At 59.0% G+C, this 18292-nt stretch carries 15 protein-coding genes; 2 read left to right on the top strand and 13 right to left on the bottom strand.

Annotated elements, in window-relative coordinates; translation table 11 throughout:
• Positions 1–20: 20 nt before the first annotated feature.
• Positions 21–2273 (bottom strand): GTP diphosphokinase, encoded by a 2253-nt coding sequence (gene relA, locus C3938_RS14285; RefSeq protein ID WP_105103918.1) that lies wholly within the window; start codon positions 2271–2273, stop codon positions 21–23.
• A gap of 55 nt (positions 2274–2328) precedes the next feature.
• Positions 2329–3237 carry a cysteine synthase CysM gene (gene cysM, locus C3938_RS14280; RefSeq protein ID WP_325027411.1) on the bottom strand — a complete coding sequence of 303 codons (909 nt, stop codon included), beginning with the start codon at positions 3235–3237 and terminating at the stop codon, positions 2329–2331.
• A gap of 171 nt (positions 3238–3408) precedes the next feature.
• Between cysM and C3938_RS14275 the strand changes: the two genes are divergently transcribed.
• Positions 3409–6375 carry a response regulator gene (locus C3938_RS14275; protein ID WP_233998931.1) on the top strand — a complete coding sequence of 989 codons (2967 nt, stop codon included), beginning with the start codon at positions 3409–3411 and terminating at the stop codon, positions 6373–6375.
• 13 nt (positions 6376–6388) lie between these two features.
• On the opposite strand, the gene recO is transcribed toward C3938_RS14275, so the two are convergent.
• The 7 genes from recO to C3938_RS14240 form a co-directional block, all read right to left on the bottom strand.
• The gene (gene recO / locus C3938_RS14270; protein WP_233998930.1) at positions 6389–7183 is read right to left on the bottom strand and encodes a DNA repair protein RecO; all 795 of its coding nucleotides are present in this window, start codon (positions 7181–7183) and stop codon (positions 6389–6391) included.
• Positions 7184–7197: 14 nt separating this feature from the next.
• The gene (gene era / locus C3938_RS14265) at positions 7198–8133 is read right to left on the bottom strand and encodes a GTPase Era (RefSeq protein ID WP_105103917.1); all 936 of its coding nucleotides are present in this window, start codon (positions 8131–8133) and stop codon (positions 7198–7200) included.
• Between the two features lie 80 nt (positions 8134–8213).
• The gene (rnc, locus tag C3938_RS14260) at positions 8214–8894 is read right to left on the bottom strand and encodes a ribonuclease III (protein WP_105103916.1); all 681 of its coding nucleotides are present in this window, start codon (positions 8892–8894) and stop codon (positions 8214–8216) included.
• Positions 8895–8952: 58 nt separating this feature from the next.
• Positions 8953–9405: a DUF4845 domain-containing protein gene (locus C3938_RS14255; RefSeq protein WP_105103915.1), complete on the bottom strand. Its 453-nt coding sequence runs from the start codon at positions 9403–9405 to the stop codon at positions 8953–8955.
• Between the two features lie 89 nt (positions 9406–9494).
• Positions 9495–10271, bottom strand: coding sequence for a signal peptidase I (gene lepB / locus C3938_RS14250; RefSeq protein WP_105103914.1), 777 nt, complete (start codon positions 10269–10271; stop codon positions 9495–9497).
• Between the two features lie 52 nt (positions 10272–10323).
• Positions 10324–12129, bottom strand: a complete 1806-nt coding sequence (gene lepA / locus C3938_RS14245; RefSeq protein ID WP_105103913.1) for a translation elongation factor 4 — start codon at positions 12127–12129, stop codon at positions 10324–10326.
• Between the two features lie 187 nt (positions 12130–12316).
• Positions 12317–13720 carry a DegQ family serine endoprotease gene (locus C3938_RS14240; protein WP_105103912.1) on the bottom strand — a complete coding sequence of 468 codons (1404 nt, stop codon included), beginning with the start codon at positions 13718–13720 and terminating at the stop codon, positions 12317–12319.
• A 220-nt stretch (positions 13721–13940) separates the two neighbouring features.
• Between C3938_RS14240 and mpaA the strand changes: the two genes are divergently transcribed.
• A complete protein-coding gene (mpaA, locus tag C3938_RS14235) occupies positions 13941–14711 on the top strand; it encodes a murein tripeptide amidase MpaA (RefSeq protein WP_105103911.1) in 771 nt (256 codons plus the stop codon).
• Here mpaA and ycjG read toward each other — a convergent pair whose 3' ends face one another.
• The 4 genes from ycjG to C3938_RS14215 all read right to left on the bottom strand — a co-directional run bounded on the left by ycjG (position 14712) and on the right by C3938_RS14215 (position 18200).
• Positions 14712–15719, bottom strand: a complete 1008-nt coding sequence (ycjG, locus tag C3938_RS14230) for an L-Ala-D/L-Glu epimerase (protein ID WP_105103910.1) — start codon at positions 15717–15719, stop codon at positions 14712–14714. It abuts the gene before it with no gap.
• A gap of 111 nt (positions 15720–15830) precedes the next feature.
• A complete protein-coding gene (locus C3938_RS14225) occupies positions 15831–16307 on the bottom strand; it encodes a SoxR reducing system RseC family protein (RefSeq protein ID WP_105103909.1) in 477 nt (158 codons plus the stop codon).
• A gap of 54 nt (positions 16308–16361) precedes the next feature.
• Positions 16362–17420 carry a MucB/RseB C-terminal domain-containing protein gene (locus tag C3938_RS14220; RefSeq protein WP_158681709.1) on the bottom strand — a complete coding sequence of 353 codons (1059 nt, stop codon included), beginning with the start codon at positions 17418–17420 and terminating at the stop codon, positions 16362–16364.
• A gap of 84 nt (positions 17421–17504) precedes the next feature.
• Entirely contained in the window at positions 17505–18200 is a 696-nt protein-coding gene (locus C3938_RS14215; RefSeq protein ID WP_105103907.1) for a sigma-E factor negative regulatory protein, read from the bottom strand.
• Positions 18201–18292 lie beyond the last annotated feature (92 nt).

The raw sequence follows: 18292 nt of genomic DNA, 5'->3' as shown, positions 1-18292 counted from the left end.
TGCCTGTTAGCCATTACGGGTTAATGCAAAATCCGCCGTTTCGCGGATGCCACGTTGGGTAGCTGATTGATACGGTGCAACACATGGCTGAGTTCCTCGAAATTGTGGATCTCCGCGGTAATTACCATATCCACCGTGTGCTTGTGCTTGTTGGAACGGGTTTGCATGGCGGTAATATTGATCCGCTGACTGTCCAGCATGGTGGTTACATCGCGCAACAGACCGTGTCGATCGTAGGCCTCAACCATGATCTCGACCGAATACACTTCAGTGGGCTTTTCGGCCCATTCCACCTTGAGAATACGCTCCGGCTCCTCCGACTGCATGCGCAGCATATTGGCGCAGTCTTTACGGTGGATGGACACTCCGCGTCCAAGGGTGATATAGCCCATGATGTCGTCCCCCGGCACGGGGTTGCAGCAGCGCGCGATATGGGTCAACAGATTGCCGACACCATCGATATAGACATCTGTCTGCCCTTCCCGGGCAACCGGCGCGGTGAGGGAAAGTACAGGCTCTCCCTGTTCGACCTTCACCATGCGCTGGGCGGCATTCAGCACCTGCCCCACGCCGATATCACCGGCACCGACCGCGGCATAGAGATCGTCCAGTGAATGCATGTTGAGTTTTTTCGCGAGTTTCTCGAAATCGAAATCCGCCAGTGCCAGCTGTTTGAATTCGCTGTCGAGAATGGTCCGCCCTTCAGCCACGTTCTGGTCCCGCGCCTGCATTTTGAACCAGTGGATGACTTTGGCCCGCGCGCGCGACGTATTGATATACCCCATGCTGCGGGAGATCCAGTCACGGCTGGGCGCCTCGCGTTTGCCGGTGAGAATTTCCACCTGGTTCGCGGTCTGCAGCTCGTGGTTTAGCGGCACGATGCGGCCGTCCACCTTGGCGCCGCGACAGCGGTGGCCAATTTCCGTATGGATTTTGTAGGCAAAGTCCAGCGGCGTCGCCCCTTTCGGCAAGTCCACCACGTGACCATCCGGGGTGAATACATAGATGCGGGTATCCACATCGCTGGCCTGCAGATCCTCCTGCAGCGGGTTACCACCCACCTCTTCGTGCCAGTCGAGCACCTGACGCAGCCAGGCAATTTTCTGCTCGTAACCATCCTGCCCGTCGAGCTGGCCGGATTTTTTGTCCGTGCCCTTGTAGCGCCAGTGCGCACACACCCCGTATTCCGCCTCTTCATGCATGGCGAAGGTGCGGATCTGCACTTCGAGCACCTTGCGGTCGGGACCGATCACCGCGGTGTGCAGCGAGCGGTAGCCATTGCCCTTGGGTGAGGCGATGTAATCGTCGAACTCGTTGGGGATGTTGCGCCACAGGTTGTGCACGATGCCCAGTACCGCATAACAGTCCCGCACGGTGGGCACCAGAATACGCACGGCGCGGATGTCATACACCTGGGAAAAACCGATGTTCTTGCGGCGCATCTTTCGCCAGATGCTGTAGATATGCTTGGCCCGACCAAATACTTCGCCTTCGATCTCGGCTTTTTCCAGCTCGCTGCGCAGGAGCTGAAGCACATTGTCGATATAGTCCTGCCGCGCCAGACGCTTTTCGTCCAGGAGACGGGCAATCTGCATGTAGTCGTCGGGTTCGAGGTAGCGGAAGGAGAGATCCTCAAGCTCCCATTTGATATGGCCAATACCCAGGCGGTGTGCCAGCGGTGCGTAAACGTCGGCCACCTCTCTGGCCACCCGGCGACGCTTGGCTTCCGGTGCGTTTTTGGCCGCACGAATTGCGCAGGTGCGTTCGGCCAGCTTGATCAGTGCCACACGCACATCGTCCACCAGCGCGACCAGCATGCGACGGATATTTTCCGAGTGCTCTTCCACCGCACCACTCTGGTTTTCGACACCGGTATCCGCACTGCGATTGCGGATGACCGCCATCTGCAACACGCCGCGAATCAGCTTGGCGATGGTCTCGCCCATTTCCTCCTCAACAGATTTGAGGGGTAGGCGTTTTTCCCGCACCGCGCGGTAGAGCATGGCGGCGCACAGCGCTTCGCCATCAATCTGCAGGTCCGCGAGAATTTCCACCATTTCGAGGCCGGTAAGAAAACTGCTGGTCCCTTCGGCCCATATGTTTTCCGCCTCGATGGCTTTCTGCTCCGCCTGCTCGCTCATCTCGATGGCTTTGCGGAGTGTGACCAGTGCGCCGCCGTCCAGCTTCGCCAACGCCTGAATGTGGCGCAGCCAGGTTTCCCGGTCCAGGGTGCCGTCTGCCAGTCGCGGATAGTTTTTTCTGACTTGTACCAATGTCTTAACTCGCGGTCAGAATATACGTGATGTCGTGTTTGTTCTCTGGCGTTCGCTACGCCGGTACCTCGGGGTTGAACAGCCCGGAAGAGAGATAGCGATCGCCGCGGTCACAGATGATGGCGACGATGGTGGCATTCCGCACCTCAGCGGAGATTCTCAGGGCACCTGCAACCGCACCACCGGAGGACACACCACAGAAAATACCCTCCTCTCGCGCCAGTCGCCGGGTCATGGCTTCGGCTTCCTGCTGACTGATATCCATCACCCGGTCCACTTCTTCGGGAACGAATATTTTCGGCAGGTAAGCCTGGGGCCAACGGCGGATGCCGGGAATCGCGGACCCTTCTGTGGGCTGCAAACCAATGATCTGGATTTCCGGGTTCTGCTGTTTCAGGTAGCGACCACAGCCCATAATGGTGCCGGTAGTCCCCATGGAGGACACGAAATGGGTGATCTCTCCCCCCGTCTGTCGCCAGATTTCCGGACCCGTCGTTTCGATATGGGCCGTGGGGTTGTCGGAATTGGAAAACTGATCCAACACCAGTCCTCTGCCCTCCGCCTGCATTTGCAATGCCAGATCCCGCGCCCCCTCCATACCCTGTTCCGCACTGACCAGTATCAGCTCAGCACCGTAGGCCGCCATGGAAGCCTTGCGTTCTTCTGTCGCACTCGCCGGCATGATCAGAATCAAACGGTAACCCTTGATCGCGGCGGCCATGGCCAGGGCAATACCGGTATTGCCACTGGTGGCTTCGATCAGCGTATCTCCGGGGCGAATCTGGCCCCGCGCCTCCGCGCGGCTGATCATCGACAGTGCCGGGCGGTCTTTTACCGAACCCGCCGGATTGTTGCCTTCCAGCTTGAGCAGAATGGTGTTGGAGCTATTTCCCTGTAGTCGCTGTAAACGCACCAGGGGCGTATTGCCTATACAATCGGCAATCGTCGGATATTCCATAGTCAGCTTCGGATCCATCGGCTTGTGCGGGCGCACATTCTACCCCCCCGCTGCCGTTGCTGCGAACTCGCCTTGCCCACCGCCGGTATAAACCGTACTGGCGTACGCGAATTTGGGGTGGCTTCTGTGGCCAGCAGGGGTAGAATCGGACAAAAATAACACAGCAACGTTACCCTCATGGCCCAAGCTCCCCAGTTGCAAGCAGAGCGCCGCTCTGAGCCCGCCGTGCTCACCAGCGGCGAATCGGCGCAAACACAGGCGCCGCTCTCCGGGCGCCGCCAGAGTCGCGCCAGTTCGCGCCGTAGCCACGGCCGCCGCTATTCCCTGCGCGCGATTCTGTTCCGCTACATCATGGCACCAGCACTGATTCTGTCACTGCTGCTGGCCCTCCTGTTTACCCTGCAACAAATGAACGACCGTCGTGACCTGCTCCTCAGCCACGGTCGCGCCAGCGCCGAACAGCTGGTTGAACTGATCCACCTGAGTGAAGGCCACTCCTTCGAGGAGCGCATCCGCTGGCTCGACAAAAGCCTGATGGTACTGATGCTGGAACGGGACATGATCCGCTCCGTACAGCTGTATCGCGCTGACCGCAATGAGGCGGGTCAGGAGGCATTCAAGCTGATTTCCAGCGTCGGACCGCGCCCTCGTACCAGTTTCACCGCAGACCAGTTGCGCGGTAAACAGGCCCATGTGTATGAAGATCTGAACAGCCTGCAGGTACTGCAACCACTGCGCGGCGAGGGTACAAACTGCTGGCTGGCCATCGAGCTGCATCGCCCTTATTTTCTCGTCGGTACCTATCAGGTGGCGCTGGTCGGTCTTGTCGGCCTGATTGTGTGCGCACTGATTGCCCTGGTGTGGGCGATGGTGCTCTCGGAGCGTGCCGTCAGAAGCCTTGAGCGAATCAAAGATGCGCTGCGTTCGGTGGGTCAGGGCAAGTTTGCCACCCGTGTCGCGAGTTCGCGCAATCTGGAACTCGCACAGCTGACGGAAGAAATCAATCTGATGACTGGCAATCTGGCGGAGTACCAGCGGGACTACCAGGACGGGCTGCACCAATCCATGGAGGACCTGCGCCAGTCGCTGGATGCGATGGAAGAGCAGAACATCGAGCTTGAGCTCGCACGCAAGAAAGCCGTGGAAAACAGCCGGATCAAATCCACGTTCCTCGCCAATACCAGCCACGAAATCCGCACGCCATTGAACGGCATTATCGGATTTACCAACCTGCTACTGAAAACCGAGGTGGACCAGCTACAGCAGGATTACCTGCAAACCATCCTGCGGTCCTCCGAAAGTCTGCTGACGACCATCAATGACATTCTGGATTTCTCCCGCATTGAATCCGGTAACCTGGTGCTGGATCACAGCCCCATGAATCTGGGGCAGGTGCTGGAAGAAACGCTGCAGATCCTCGCCCCCTACGGCTACGAACACAATCTGGAACTGGTGCCATTTGTAGACCCACAACTGCCGCCATCACAGATCGGCGACCCTCTGCGCATCAAGCAGATCCTCACCAATCTGGTAAGTACCGCGATCCGCTGCTCGGAAAACGGCAGTATTCCGGTGCGCATTGCGGTTCAAAGTGGCAAAGAGTCCGAGCTGACAGTACAGATCAGCATTGTCGATAACGGGGCCCGCTGCGATGAACAGGGGCGCCGTGAGCTGCGCCAGTTGCTCAATAGCAGCCCACAACAACAGCAGTCATCAAATAACGGCATGGGGCTCAGTATCGCCCGTAGCCTGGTGCAGTCCATGGGCGGCGAGCTGGAACTCGAGAACAACGAACAGGGCGGTTGCAATTACTGGATACAACTGCCGCTGACCATCGATCGCAACCGCGCCGTCATCACCAGGGAACAGTTCCCCGGCTGCCGGATATTACTGGTTGACCCCAACCCCATGACCCGTCAGCAGATATACCAGCAACTCACCCATTGGCAGGTACTACCCCAGGAGCACTGCGATGGCCAGAATCTGGTGCCCGCGATCGAGCAGATGTGGCGTCACGACGCCCTGCCTGACGCTCTGATCATCGACACGGCGATCGCCGCTGGAAATTTCGACAATTTCATCGCCACGGTGCAGCAATTGGTGGACACCTATCAGTGTCGGGTGGTGATTCAGGGATCGCCGGTTGATCTGCGCCGCTGTTACGATGCGCTTCGCACCCGCGTACTGGCATTCCTCGGCAAACCAGTGAGCCGCGAGGGACTGCTGCGGGCACTCAAACGGGTTGTGCCCAATCAGGTGCAGCCGCGCCCGCAGACCGGCACCTATCCAGTGTTGCCTTGGCCGGCAAAGCCGAGGGTACTGGCCGTGGACGACAACGAAGCCAACCGCCTGCTGATGAGCGAACTGTTGCGCACGCAGAATATCGAAGCGGTGGTGGCTGCGAGTGGCACCGAAGCTCTGACGCTATGGCGCGACCAGTACTTCGACATGATTTTTATGGATATCCAGATGCCGGATATGGACGGCATTGCCACCACACGCAAAATTCGCGAGCAGGAGTCCGGCCGCCGCACTCCGATCATTGCCCTCACTGCCCATGTGGGCACCGAGGAAAAGTCGCGACTTCTGAGTGCGGGCCTCGACGATTACCTCAGCAAACCTGTGAGTGAAGTTCAGCTCACCCACACAGTGAAACGCTGGATGGATGTGAACAGTGCCGACACGGGATTCACCATATCCCCCGCGGTAGCGCCGCGCCTGGTGGATATCAGTGAAAGCCTGAACCTTGCCAACCAGGATCCCGGGCTCGCCCGCGACCTTTTGCGCATGCTGCTGAAAGGATTGCATGAGGACGAGCAGGAGCTGGCCAGACTGTTCGCACAACGGAATCACAAGGGACTGTTTGAAGAAGTCCACCGCCTCCACGGAGGCTGTTGCTATTGCGGGGTATTGCGGCTGCGATCCGCCACGGGACAGTTACAGGAACTGCTGCGACCGGTACAGGAACAGGCAGAAGTCGACGTGGAAAACTACGAGAGCGCCTATGAACTGGTACGCAAGGAGATTCGCAATCTGCGGGACTGGGCGTCGGATCAGGACCTGGATACGCTGTTCGGGCTGGAACAAATCGACGATTCCGGCACCAGTCACGGTAACATCGGTGAGGAGGAACACTCCCTCTGACGCTGGCGGCCAGTCAGGGGACACCGTACACTTGGCGAAACAGCTCGCGGCTTTTCAATGGGCGGTTGCCCAGCATGGGGGATAGAATCAACCGGCAAAGGCGTTTTGCGGCGCTAAGCACTTCGCCCCCGCTGCGCCCACAGGTCTCTGGCGCAGTACATTCTCCTTCATCTGCCAACAGCAGAGATTTCAGGGCCAGTAAATCCGCTCCCCAAAAATCATCAGCGCGCAACAGGGCACCCGGGGGCAAATGCACCGGTGTAAATCCCTCTTCCGCGGTCAGACGATATACGATGTCGGCGCGTATCGGCCCGTTTTCCAGCGGGCTGAAATCCAGCTCGGGGCAGCTGCCGAGCGCCTGCAGTAGCTGTAACTCAAAGCGGCGCAGGGGCCACTCCAATGCCGCGCTTTTCGCCCCACCCTCATCGCCTTCCAACGTCGCAAGTCGGGCCAATAACGTCTGGTAAGCCGCGAACACCGACAGTTGCGCTTCCCCTTCCGGAAGCAGACGCACCAGCAGCTCATTCACGTAAAGTCCTGCGTACACTGCACGCCCTTTCAACCACAGTGATTGACCGGCATTTTCTACCGGACCCAGTGTTTTCAAGTCATGGCGCCCCAGCAGAGTCACCAGTAATGGGGCAAAGGGTTGCAGGGCGCGTTGGCGGCGCTGCTTGTCGCGGCGCGCACCCTTGGCGATACAGGCAAGGCGCCCGTAGTCGGGCGTCAGTAACTCCAGAATCAGACTGGTATCCCGAAATGGCCGTGAATGCAGGATATAGGCCGGTTGCGGGGGCAGCTGCTGCACGGTGAAAAGAACAGTTACTGTTTATCGATATAGCCGAGACTGCGCAGCGCGCGCTCGTCATCGGACCAGCCGGATTTGACCTTTACCCACAGGTTCAGCATCACTTTGCTGTCAAACAGCTTTTCCATATCCAGCCGCGCCGCCTGGCCGATCTGTTTGATGCGCTCCCCCTTGGTACCGATCAGGATGCGCTTCTGTCCATCGCGCTCAACCAGAATCGCGGCACTGATATGCAGGATATTGCCCTGCTGCGCAAACTCTTCCACTTCCACCGTAACCGCATAGGGAATCTCCGCACCCAATTGACGCATCACCTTCTCACGCACAATTTCTGCGGCGAGAAAGCGCGAGCTGCGGTCGGTAATCTGGTCTTCTTCATAGAAGTGCACACCTTCGGGCAGTCGCTCGACGATCACTTTTTCCAGGGATTCCAGATTGGTTGAGCGCAACGCCGAGAGGGGAACGATTTCCGCGTGGGGGAAGCGGTCGGAGAGAGCCTGCAACTGGGGCAACAGATCACCCTTGTCGTCCAGTTGATCCACCTTGTTGACTGCGATAATCAGCGGGCACTTGAGCCCCTGCAGCTTCTGCGCCACCAGCTCGTCGCCCTCGGTCCAGCGCGCGCGCTCTACTACGAAGACCACCACATCCACATCGCGTGTCGAACTGATGGCCGCGCGATTCATATAGCGATTGATGGCCTTGTCTTCCCCCGCATGCAGCCCGGGGGTGTCCACGAAGATGATCTGGTTTGCCCCCTCGGTCTTGATACCGAGCATATTGTGGCGGGTCGTCTGCGGCTTGCGCGACGTAATACAGATTTTCTGACCGAGAATGTGGTTCAACAGGGTGGACTTACCCACATTCGGTCGACCCACGATAGCCACATATCCGCAGCGGGTAGACGGGCTGTCAGGTGAACTGGCCGATGGGTGTGTAGATTCGCTCAAGGAAGATCTCCGGGGCAGCCGGCGTCCACACTGGAGCACCGGTCAGGCAGTAACGTTGGGTATCGAAGCGGATTATAGAGTCAGCCCTGCCCGGTCAGTCGAGCATAGGCTTCGGTGGCGGCGGCTTTCTCCGCTGCACGCCGGTTGCTGGCGGTGCCTCGCACCGGCGCTTTCAGACCGGCCACCCGGCACTCCACCACAAATTCCTGGGAGTGTTCCTCCCCCCCGACCTCCACTACCGTATATTCCGGCAGTGGTTTCTGGCGTGCCTGCAGCCACTCCTGCAGACGGGTTTTCGGGTCTTTCGCCGTTTCCAGCGAGAGGCTCTCCAGACGCGGGGCAAACCAGGCGAGTACCCGTGCGCGCGCCGCTTCAAGGCCAGCATCCAGATATATGGCACCGATAATGGCCTCTACCGCGTCCGCAAGAATCGAGGCGCGGCGGTGGCCGCCACTTTTCATCTCCCCCTCACCGAGTCGCAGGCACTCGCCAAGCTCGAGCTCCTTTGCCAGTTTGGCCAGGGTCTCGCCGCTCACCAACTGCGCACGCAGGCGGCTCATCTGGCCTTCGCGGCCATCGGGGAACTTTTCAAACAGCGCGGCACTGATGGTAAACCCGAGAATGGAGTCGCCGAGGAATTCCAGTCGCTCGTTGTTGCGGCTTCCATGGGAGCGATGGGTAAGAGCCAGAGAGAGCAGCTCCCCTCGGCCAAACTGATGGCCGAGGCGACCGCAGAGTCGTTGAAGTAAAAGGTCTGTCACCGTAAGTCTGTCATCTTTCGCTGTGAGCACCCACCATTCGCTGTGAGTACCGGGGCACTCAGTCTTCGCGGCGGCGGAACTGCTCGATGTCTACCAAGGGTTCGCAACACAATTCCGGCTTGGCGGTATTGAGCTGCTTGTCGAACTTCATCACCACATCCACATTGTGGAACAGTGGCTGGCGCAGTTCGTAATTGATGCTGACGAGGGTACTGTCAGCACCGCGGATGATTTTTACCGCTTGAGTGGGTTCACCGCGCACGTTATTGATGGTGAAGAAGCGGTCCAGTTCGCGCTTGATCTCGGTATTGCTCATTTCGCGGATACCGCTGTTCTGCGACAGGGACTGCAGCCCCTCTTCCACAAAATGCGCGTCGATATAGGCCGGCCCCAATTTGGATACGATGGTAAGGCCAAAGCCAAACACCGCAATCACAAACAGCCAACCCCAATAACTCATACCCCGTTGCGCCTGCAACAGACGCCCACTGGAAAGGTGTCGTAAAGCCATCTTCTGCCACCGTGTTATCTTTCTAATAAATGACGGCCGTCCCTGGTTCCAGCACTCGGCTGCATGCACCGCGTCCTATTCGATGCTCACTACTCAATGCCACCTACCCGGTCAAAACTGGGCAGGCTCAGTAGTTTGTCCCAATGCATCCAGATTGCAAAGGCCTTACCGACGATGTCTTTCTCCGGCACGAAGCCCCACTCACGACTGTCGAGACTGTTGTCACGATTGTCCCCCATCATGAAGTAGTGGCCTTCAGGCACAGTGACGGTGCGGATATTACTGTAGCGGGTGGGTGCGACGTGCTTGGCCATCAGGTGGCGGTGGCCATCAATCTCTTCCCACAGGAATTCTTTCTGAGGATTCCCAGGCGGCAGCGCCTGAATCAACTCCTGTGGTGCCGGTTCACCATTGATATACAGCTGGTTGTTTACCACCCGAATTTCATCCCCCGGCAGGCCGATAACCCGCTTGATGTAGTAGGTGTCATTCATATGTGGGGGGAAAAACACCATGACATCACCGCGCTTGGGCTCGCCAATCCCCAGCACTTTGGTGCGGGAAACCGGCAGGCGCAGACCATAGGCAAACTTGTTTACCAGGATGAAATCACCCACCTCCAGCGTCGGATCCATGGACGCGGACGGAATCTGGAAAGGCTCTACCAGAAAAGAGCGCAGAACAAAGACGATGGCCAGCACCGGAAAAAACGACTTCGCATATTCCACCAACACAGGCTCGGGCTGGCGCTGCCCTTTGGCCGCCAAAGCCTTGCGCCCGCGTGCCAGAAACAGTGCATCAAACAGCCAGATTGCCCCTGTCGCCACGACCAGCAACAGCAAAATAAGGGGGAAATTGATATCCATTCAAACGTCTCTTTCTGACTGGTTTTTATCTGTTGATTGGCCCGTCTGCGCGTCAACTGTCGACCTTGAGCACCGCGAGGAACGCGTCCTGGGGCACTTCCACCCGGCCGAGCTGTTTCATACGGCGCTTACCGGCCTTCTGCTTCTCGAGCAGTTTCTTCTTCCGGGTAACGTCACCACCATAGCATTTCGCGGTTACGTTCTTGCGCAACGCCTTCACCGTCGTACGGGCAATAACGGAACCACCAATGGCCGCCTGGATGGCCACATCAAACATCTGCCGCGGAATAAGATCTTTCATTTTTTCCGCGATCGCACGCCCGCGGCTCTGCGCATTGTCGCGGTGCAGGATTACCGCCAGAGCATCCACCCGATCACCATTGATGAGAATATCAAGGCGGACAAGTTTTGCCGGGTCAAAACGCACAAAGCTGTAATCCAGCGAGGCAAAACCGCGGCTCACCGACTTGAGGCGATCGAAGAAATCCATCACCACCTCACTCATGGGCAGCTCGTAGCGCAGAGATACCTGCCCCCCCACATACTGCATGTCTTTCTGGACGCCGCGCTTTTCGATACACAGGGTAATCACGTTACCCAGATAATCCTGCGGAACCAGAATGTTGGCCTCGGCGATAGGCTCGCGCATTTCCTCAATGGAACCGAGTTCCGGCAGGCGCGAGGGGTTGTCCACGTAGACGATGGAACCGTCGTTCATCAACACTTCGTAGACTACGGTCGGCGCGGTAGTGATCAGATCGAGATCGTACTCGCGCTCCAGTCGCTCCTGAATGATTTCCATGTGCAGCATACCGAGGAAGCCGCAGCGGAAGCCGAATCCCAGGGCATCGGAAGACTCGGGCTCATAAAACAGGGAGGCATCGTTCAGCGACAGTTTGTCCAGCGCATCCCGGAAGGCCTCGTAGTCGTCGGAACTGACCGGGAACAGGCCGGCGTACACCTGCGGCTTCACCTTTTTGAAGCCCGGCAACATGGGCACGTCCTCGGCGCCCTTGGCGTGCGTCAGGGTATCCCCCACCGGCGCGCCATGGATATCCTTGATACCGGCCACCACGAAACCCACCTCACCAGCGCGTAGTACGCCGGTTTCCTTGCGCTTAGGCGTGAATACGCCGACATTGTCCACGACATGCGCACGGTTGATGGACTTGGTGACAATCTTGTCCTTGACCCGCAGCGTGCCGTGCTTGACCCGCACCAGCGACACCACCCCGAGGTAGGAATCGAACCATGAATCAATGATCAGTGCCTGCAGTGGTGCATCCACGTCCCCTTCCGGGGCGGGTACCAGACGTACCAGATCTTCGAGCGCATCCTCGATGCCGAGACCGGATTTGGCACTGCAGCGGGTGGCGTTGGTCGCATCAATGCCGATGATATCTTCAATTTCCTGCGCCACACGCTCTGGCTCCGCCTGCGGCAGATCCATCTTGTTCAGAACCGGGATCACTTCCAGGCCCTGTTCAATGGCGGTATAGCAGTTGGCCACGGACTGAGCCTCAACGCCCTGGGCGGCATCCACTACCAGCAGAGCGCCTTCACAGGCCGCCAGTGAGCGCGACACTTCATAGGAAAAGTCCACGTGCCCCGGTGTATCAATAAAGTTCAGCTGGTAAGTTTTGCCGTCGCGAGCGGTGTAGTCCAGCGTCACACTCTGGGCCTTGATGGTAATACCCCGCTCCCGCTCGATATCCATGCTATCGAGTACCTGGGCGGCCATCTCGCGGTCGCTCAGGCCACCGCACACCTGAATAAAGCGGTCTGCGAGGGTGGATTTCCCGTGGTCGATGTGAGCAATGATGGAAAAATTGCGGATATGGGAGAGATCAGTGGCCACTGCGAGGACAAAACCTTTTAAAAATCAGCGAGTTAATGAGCGGACCGGGCCGCGTTGTGGGCGCAAGTCTAACAGGTTGCAGGAAAAGTGCATCCAGTCAGCGTGGCGCCCCGTCAGTGCGGGGCTCCATACCTTCAGCGGGCTTGGCGGCGTGGCCACCGCCTGCCCTCCGGCGTTCAACTCACACTCAATCCTCGTCGATCTGGATGGTACGGAAGGTGGGCTGACCACCGCGGAAAAAGCGAATTGGCAGCAGCTCGCCCTTCGGCAGCTTTTTCACGATTTTCTCGTAGTCGCTCAGCGACTCGACCTGATCGAAACCGAGCTGGGCAATGATATCGCCGCTGCGCAGGCCGGCATTGGCTCCAGCCTTGCCGGGTACTACCTGTTTCACCAGCACGCCGGTTTCCACACCAAGGCGCTGTTTGAGCCCGTCGGGGATTTCATCCACTGCCAGCCCCAGACGCCCGCCAATATCGGTGGTCGCGGGCGCATTGCTGGCTTGCTGCTGACCATCGTCATCTCCCGGAAGTGCACCCACGCGCACCTTGAGCCTGCGCTCTTTGCCTTCCCGCATGAGAACTACCGGCACTTCGGCACCCGGGCGAGTCTGACCGACCACATGCGGCAGATCACCGGGCATCAGGATTTTCTGCCCATCGAAGTGCATGATGATGTCACCCACCTGAATACCTGCCTGAGCCGCAGGAGAACCCGCCTCCAGCTGCCCCACCAGGGCACCGGCCGGCTTGTTGAGCCCCATGGCAATTGCCAGTTTGCGATCCACATCCTGGATACCCACGCCAAGCCAGCCGCGATCCACGCGCCCTTTTTCTCTCAACTGGGCGACCACGTCCTGGGCAAGGCTCGAGGGGATAGCAAAGGAAAGGCCTATGGAACCGCCGCTGCGGGTGTAAATCTGGGAATTGATACCCACCACTTCACCGTTCAGGTTGAACAGGGGGCCGCCAGAGTTACCTGGGTTGATGGCCACATCCGTCTGGATAAACGGTACATAGTTCTCGCGGCTTTCATTGGGAATACTGCGGCCCATGGCGCTTACGATACCGGCGCTGGCTGAGTAATCCAGGCCGAACGGGGAGCCAATGGCCACCACCCATTCGCCCACTTTCATTTTTTCGGAGTCACCCCAGCGCACCGTGGGCAGGTCGTTCGCGTCCACCTTGATCAGCGCCAGATCCGAGCGGGGATCGGTACCAATCACTTTGGCGTCGTATTCGCGGCGGTCGGTCAGGGTGACCCTGACTTCGTCGGCACCGTCGACCACATGGTTATTCGTGACGACATAGCCATCACTGGAAATGATGAAGCCGGAACCCATACTGGCCACCGGGCGCTGTTGGCGCTCGCGGGGCTCCAGCAGGTGACGAAAAATATCCGGAATTTCCTGCTGGTACTGCGGAGGAACGGAATTCCGCGTCACGCGAGCATTTTCCATTGTATTGATTTTCACCACAGCGGGAGAATTCTGTTCAATGAGATCGGTCAGCTCCGGAAATCCGCGAGCGTTGGCCGCCGCGGAAACAAGGAGACAGAAAGCGAGCAAAAACTGCGTACAGCGTGCAACCATATTTGCCACCCGTGATAAGCCCTTTTACTAATATGAAAAAAAGTGTGTTCCGAATTGCCCCCGGGATGGTTATCAATCAGCGTTACCATCACTCAATTCATTAAGCAATCGGCGCCACGAAGAGAGCCGAGTAATCTCCAGCCCACTTGCAACAGTCCGTTAGTCGGAAAAATCGCGGAAAAGTTCTCACAATCCAGTGTAAAACAGTGTTAAGGACTTAATGGCATCACCGCAGATGACGAATCCACAGCGCCAGCAACTAGCCCCATCACCGCCAAGCCACAGGCCGTCCCTGCGCCCCCGTACCGAAAGAGGCCTGTTTCAGCACCAGAGGCTGCAGTATGGTCAGTCTGTACTGGGGGCACCGCTGCTCTACTTCCCGGCAGAGGTGCAAGATGAACACACGGGCATGGTACTTGCCGGTACGCACGGAGACGAGGTGGCCGCCGTGGTCACACTCTCCTGTGCACTGCGCTCGCTGGGGCCGGGGCAACTGCGTCATCACGTCATTCTGGCGGCCAATCCCGACGGCTGCCAGCTGGGAACCCGCGCCAATGCCAACGGGGTGGACCTGAACCGCAATTTCGCCACGGTCAACTGGAAGGCCGATGGCACCGTGTACCGCTGGAACAGCGCTGCCGATGAGCGCGATGTCTCCCTGTTCACAGGCGACGAGCCCAGTTCAGAGCCGGAAACCCGGGCACTGTGCCGTCTGATAAAGACGCTCAAACCCGCGTGGCTGGTGTCCATTCACGATCCACTCGCCTGCGTGGATGATCCACTGCAGAGCCCTCTGGGACACTGGCTGGCGGAGCGTATGGAACTGCCATTGGTCACTGATCTCGGCTACAAGACACCAGGCTCCTTCGGTACCTGGTGCGAAGAGCAGAAATACGCGTGTATCACTCTGGAGTATCCACCCATTTCCGCCGACGCGGCGAGCGAACGCTATCTGACTGCGATGATCGAACTGCTGTGCTACACGCCCTGATCATCCTCCCTCTCCACCACGCTTGTCTGTCCAGTAGACCCGCCCCCCCTCAAACCGAAGCGGGTCCACATCTTTCGCCAGCCAGGTGGGCCCATCGAGATCCACAAAGCGCGCAGACGGCCCCAGCGGCCAGGCCGCCCGAATCGCGCGGGATGTGCACAGCATACATCCCAGCATGAGCTCAAATCCCCGGGCTTTTCCCTCTTCCGCCAGTGCCAGCGCCTCCCGAAGACCACCGGTCTTGTCCAACTTGATATTCAGCATGTCGTATCGCCCAACAAGACGCGGCAGGTCCGCACGGGTGTGGCAACTCTCATCGGCACATATGGGCAGTGGATGGGGAAAGGTCGCCAGTAGTTCATCATCTCCAGCGGGTAACGGCTGCTCCAGCATCGCCACCCCCTGCCGCGCAAGGGCATCGCACAGATCGGGCAATCCCTCAGCACCCCAGGCCTCGTTGGCATCAATCACCAGTTGGCATTCGGGAGCGGCGCTGCGCACCGCCGCTACCCGCTCCAATACCTGATGGCGGTCAAGCTTTAGCTTCAGCACCGTCACACCGCGACCAGCAGCAACGCGCGCCGCTTCAGCCATGGCATCGGGAGCAGCAATCACCAGGGTCTGTACCGTAGGCAACCATGCATGCCCGGAGTCGACATTGCCCGCCCGTTGCTGCTCCCAATCGGCCAGCGCGCAGTCAACGGCGTTGCGCGCGGCACCGGCCGGCAGTGCCTGCTGCAATTGCGCTCGCGTAAGCCCCGAGCGGAGGGACGGCAACACCGACGAGATCTCTGCGAGTACCGATTCGACACTTTCGCCATAGCGAGGATATGGCGTGCACTCGCCAACGCCGGTTACCCCCCCTGCTGAAACCTCCACCACTACCACCTGGGCCTCGGTACGCGACCCGCGGGATATCACAAACGCCGTCCGCAGAGGCCAGCTCTCGGCATAACAACGCGCTTCGAAGCTGCCACACCCATCGCAACTGGCATCCGTTTCCGTCATTCGAGCTCTCCACAATTGAATAGCGCCCCCGCTCAGACGAACGGGAATGCAACATGCTCTCAGTGTAGAAAGATATTCGAAAACAAAGGGGGAAGAAGGGTAACCACCCGCTCAGCGGGTTTCCGTCACTGGAATGGTGGAACAGGAACCTTCTCGTTCCAGACGCAAGAATACCGGGACCAGTGCAGGGTTTGCGCGATTGAGATGGCTGTATAGGCGAATGGCCAACGCCCCGAATATCAGACCGGCAGCGGCCCCCAGAATGGCCATGATTTCAGTGCCAAGCGACTGTCCGGCGAGCGCACCCAGCACCAGAGCGGCCAGAGGCAGCAGGTAAACGATCAGGGCGCTGCTGGCAAGGGTATTCTCTGCGATACCGATCACCACCGTGTCGTGCAGCTGGACGCTGGCATGCGCCTGCGGCGATACGGCAACGCGCACCTGGGAGGCGCGGCTCCAGAAATCACCCAGCAAGCCAGTACCACAGCCGGACTTGGCGGCGCAGCCGTGACAGCTGCTGCGCTGCACGGTCTCCACCCAGATACCGGTATCATCCAGGGCCACTACCCTGCCGCGCTCTTCAATCATCGCCTGAATACTGTCGCTATCCGAAAATCTGGTATCACTGCAACTTAGCCACACTCACCGTGGAGTCTTTACCGCCTTGGCCACCAGTTGCGCGGTATTGTCGGGGATCTCCCCGACCACTGTCACCGTGTAATGCTCATCATTGACTTCGATATGATCCATGTAAGCCACTGTGGCACCACGTACCGCACGTCCCCGGTAATTCATACTGGGACCGAGCTTCTGTACGAACACCGTAAATGCACTCAGACCATCACTGAACACCTGCATTTCCCCATCCGCCAGCTCGCGCGCCGCCACCGCCTTGAAGCCGCTCGGCACCCACCCCATCTGCCAGCGGCTCACCAAACTGCCGCAGTGGCCTGTGCCCTCGCTTTCTCGCGCGGACGCGGAGTGCGGCTGCAGTTCACTGTCATCAATAGCCGTCAGATCCAGCTCCACAAACTGAAAACGCTCCAGCACACGCCCGGCAGGCGCCACCAGCAGTGACTTCAGCGGCAGGCCGGTTTCACGGTCGACACTGACCACCAGGCCGAAACGGTGCGCGTCCCGCGGGCGCGCCTCCAGTACCACGGCCTCGCGATCGGCAATACGCTCTTCACCGCGCTGTAGAAACTGGTAATTGTTCTGCACATTCTGCAAACCCATATTGCTCCACAAGCCCGCGCGGGACAGCGGGCTGCCATCGCGGCGGCACTGGGCGTCGTGTCCGCGGCTCACCATCTCCCGGGGAGCCCCGGTCAGAAAGCGGATACGCTCCACCGGCTCTCCATTGCGAATGCCGTGCACCACCTCCAGGGTCTCCATCACCCCCATGTGCTCGAAGGTCACAAGGCCGCGGTACTCGAGGTTTGCCACCGCATTGGCCAGCTTGCCCAGCAAGGCCTGAATTTCTGCATCGCCAGTCGGTGGGGCGACCCGGGATTCTGCGGGAGCCGCCCCCCCCGGATTTTGCGGAGCGGACCCAGTTCCCGGGACTGCCTCCGGCGCCTCAGCCTGTGGAGTATCCGCCTCCTGGGCAACAGCCACAGGCAGCAGAGGACTGGCAAACAGCAAAAAAGCCAACAGGGAACTGTTGGCTTTCAGAGTGAGGAGGGAAAAATCTTTTGCCATGATCATTCTTTATTCAAAGTCGACATATGCTGGCAATACAACCGAATGGCAGGACACGCTCCATTACCACCCATCACATCACCGTCATTCCGGCGGGCGCTCTCCATAGGTAGCGCGAGCAAAGGGGACCATTCCCTGACTGCCCACACGGGCCGCCTGCTCAGAGTGCTCCATCATCACCCGGTTGAGGTGACGCATCAACTCGGGGGACGGCACCACCTGCACCTGAGGTGAAACACCCATACCACCAATTCGCTGCTCGGGAACCAACTGGGGATTGGTACTCACGGAACGGGTATTCAGTGTCGGCACCAGGAACCCGCTGGGCTGTGGTACGGACTGCACCGGCTGCTGCGCGGGGCGTTCTATCTCGGCAACCAGCTCATCGCCACCCATCTGCGGCGCCTGCATCTGCTGTACGCCGAGCACCGCCGCAAATGCCACAGTAGCCGCCACCGCGCCGCGCGACAGCGGGCGCCACCAGCGACTGTGGATCGCGCTGGCGTCATTCGCCGCCTGCGGCTCCGCAGACGCGGTCAGCGGTAGTTCGTCGGCAATGGCCGCTGAAATGCTTGCCGCCAATCCCAGGTTCACCGGCGCGACCTTTTCGCCACGCATCACACTGGCGGCCAGCTGGTAGCGCGACCAGCGCTGACCGAGATCGCCGCCGGAGGCATCACTTTCTTTGAGCAGGCGCTGGACTTCCAGTTCACTGGCCTCGCCATCCATCAATGCCGATAGCGATTCATCCAAACGCTGCTGATGATTCCCGTGAGACATACGGGTCAACCCTCTTTCAGTGCAATTCTATAGGTGCTGTCACCGGGCGCCGTTACCGCACCCTGTCTGTTGGTAAATGAGACAGGCTTCTA

This window comes from Microbulbifer pacificus (genome assembly GCF_002959965.1).
Classification (GTDB): domain Bacteria; phylum Pseudomonadota; class Gammaproteobacteria; order Pseudomonadales; family Cellvibrionaceae; genus Microbulbifer; species Microbulbifer pacificus_A.
Note: the sequence above shows the minus strand (reverse complement) of the source record. Positions and strands in the feature narration are given on the sequence as shown.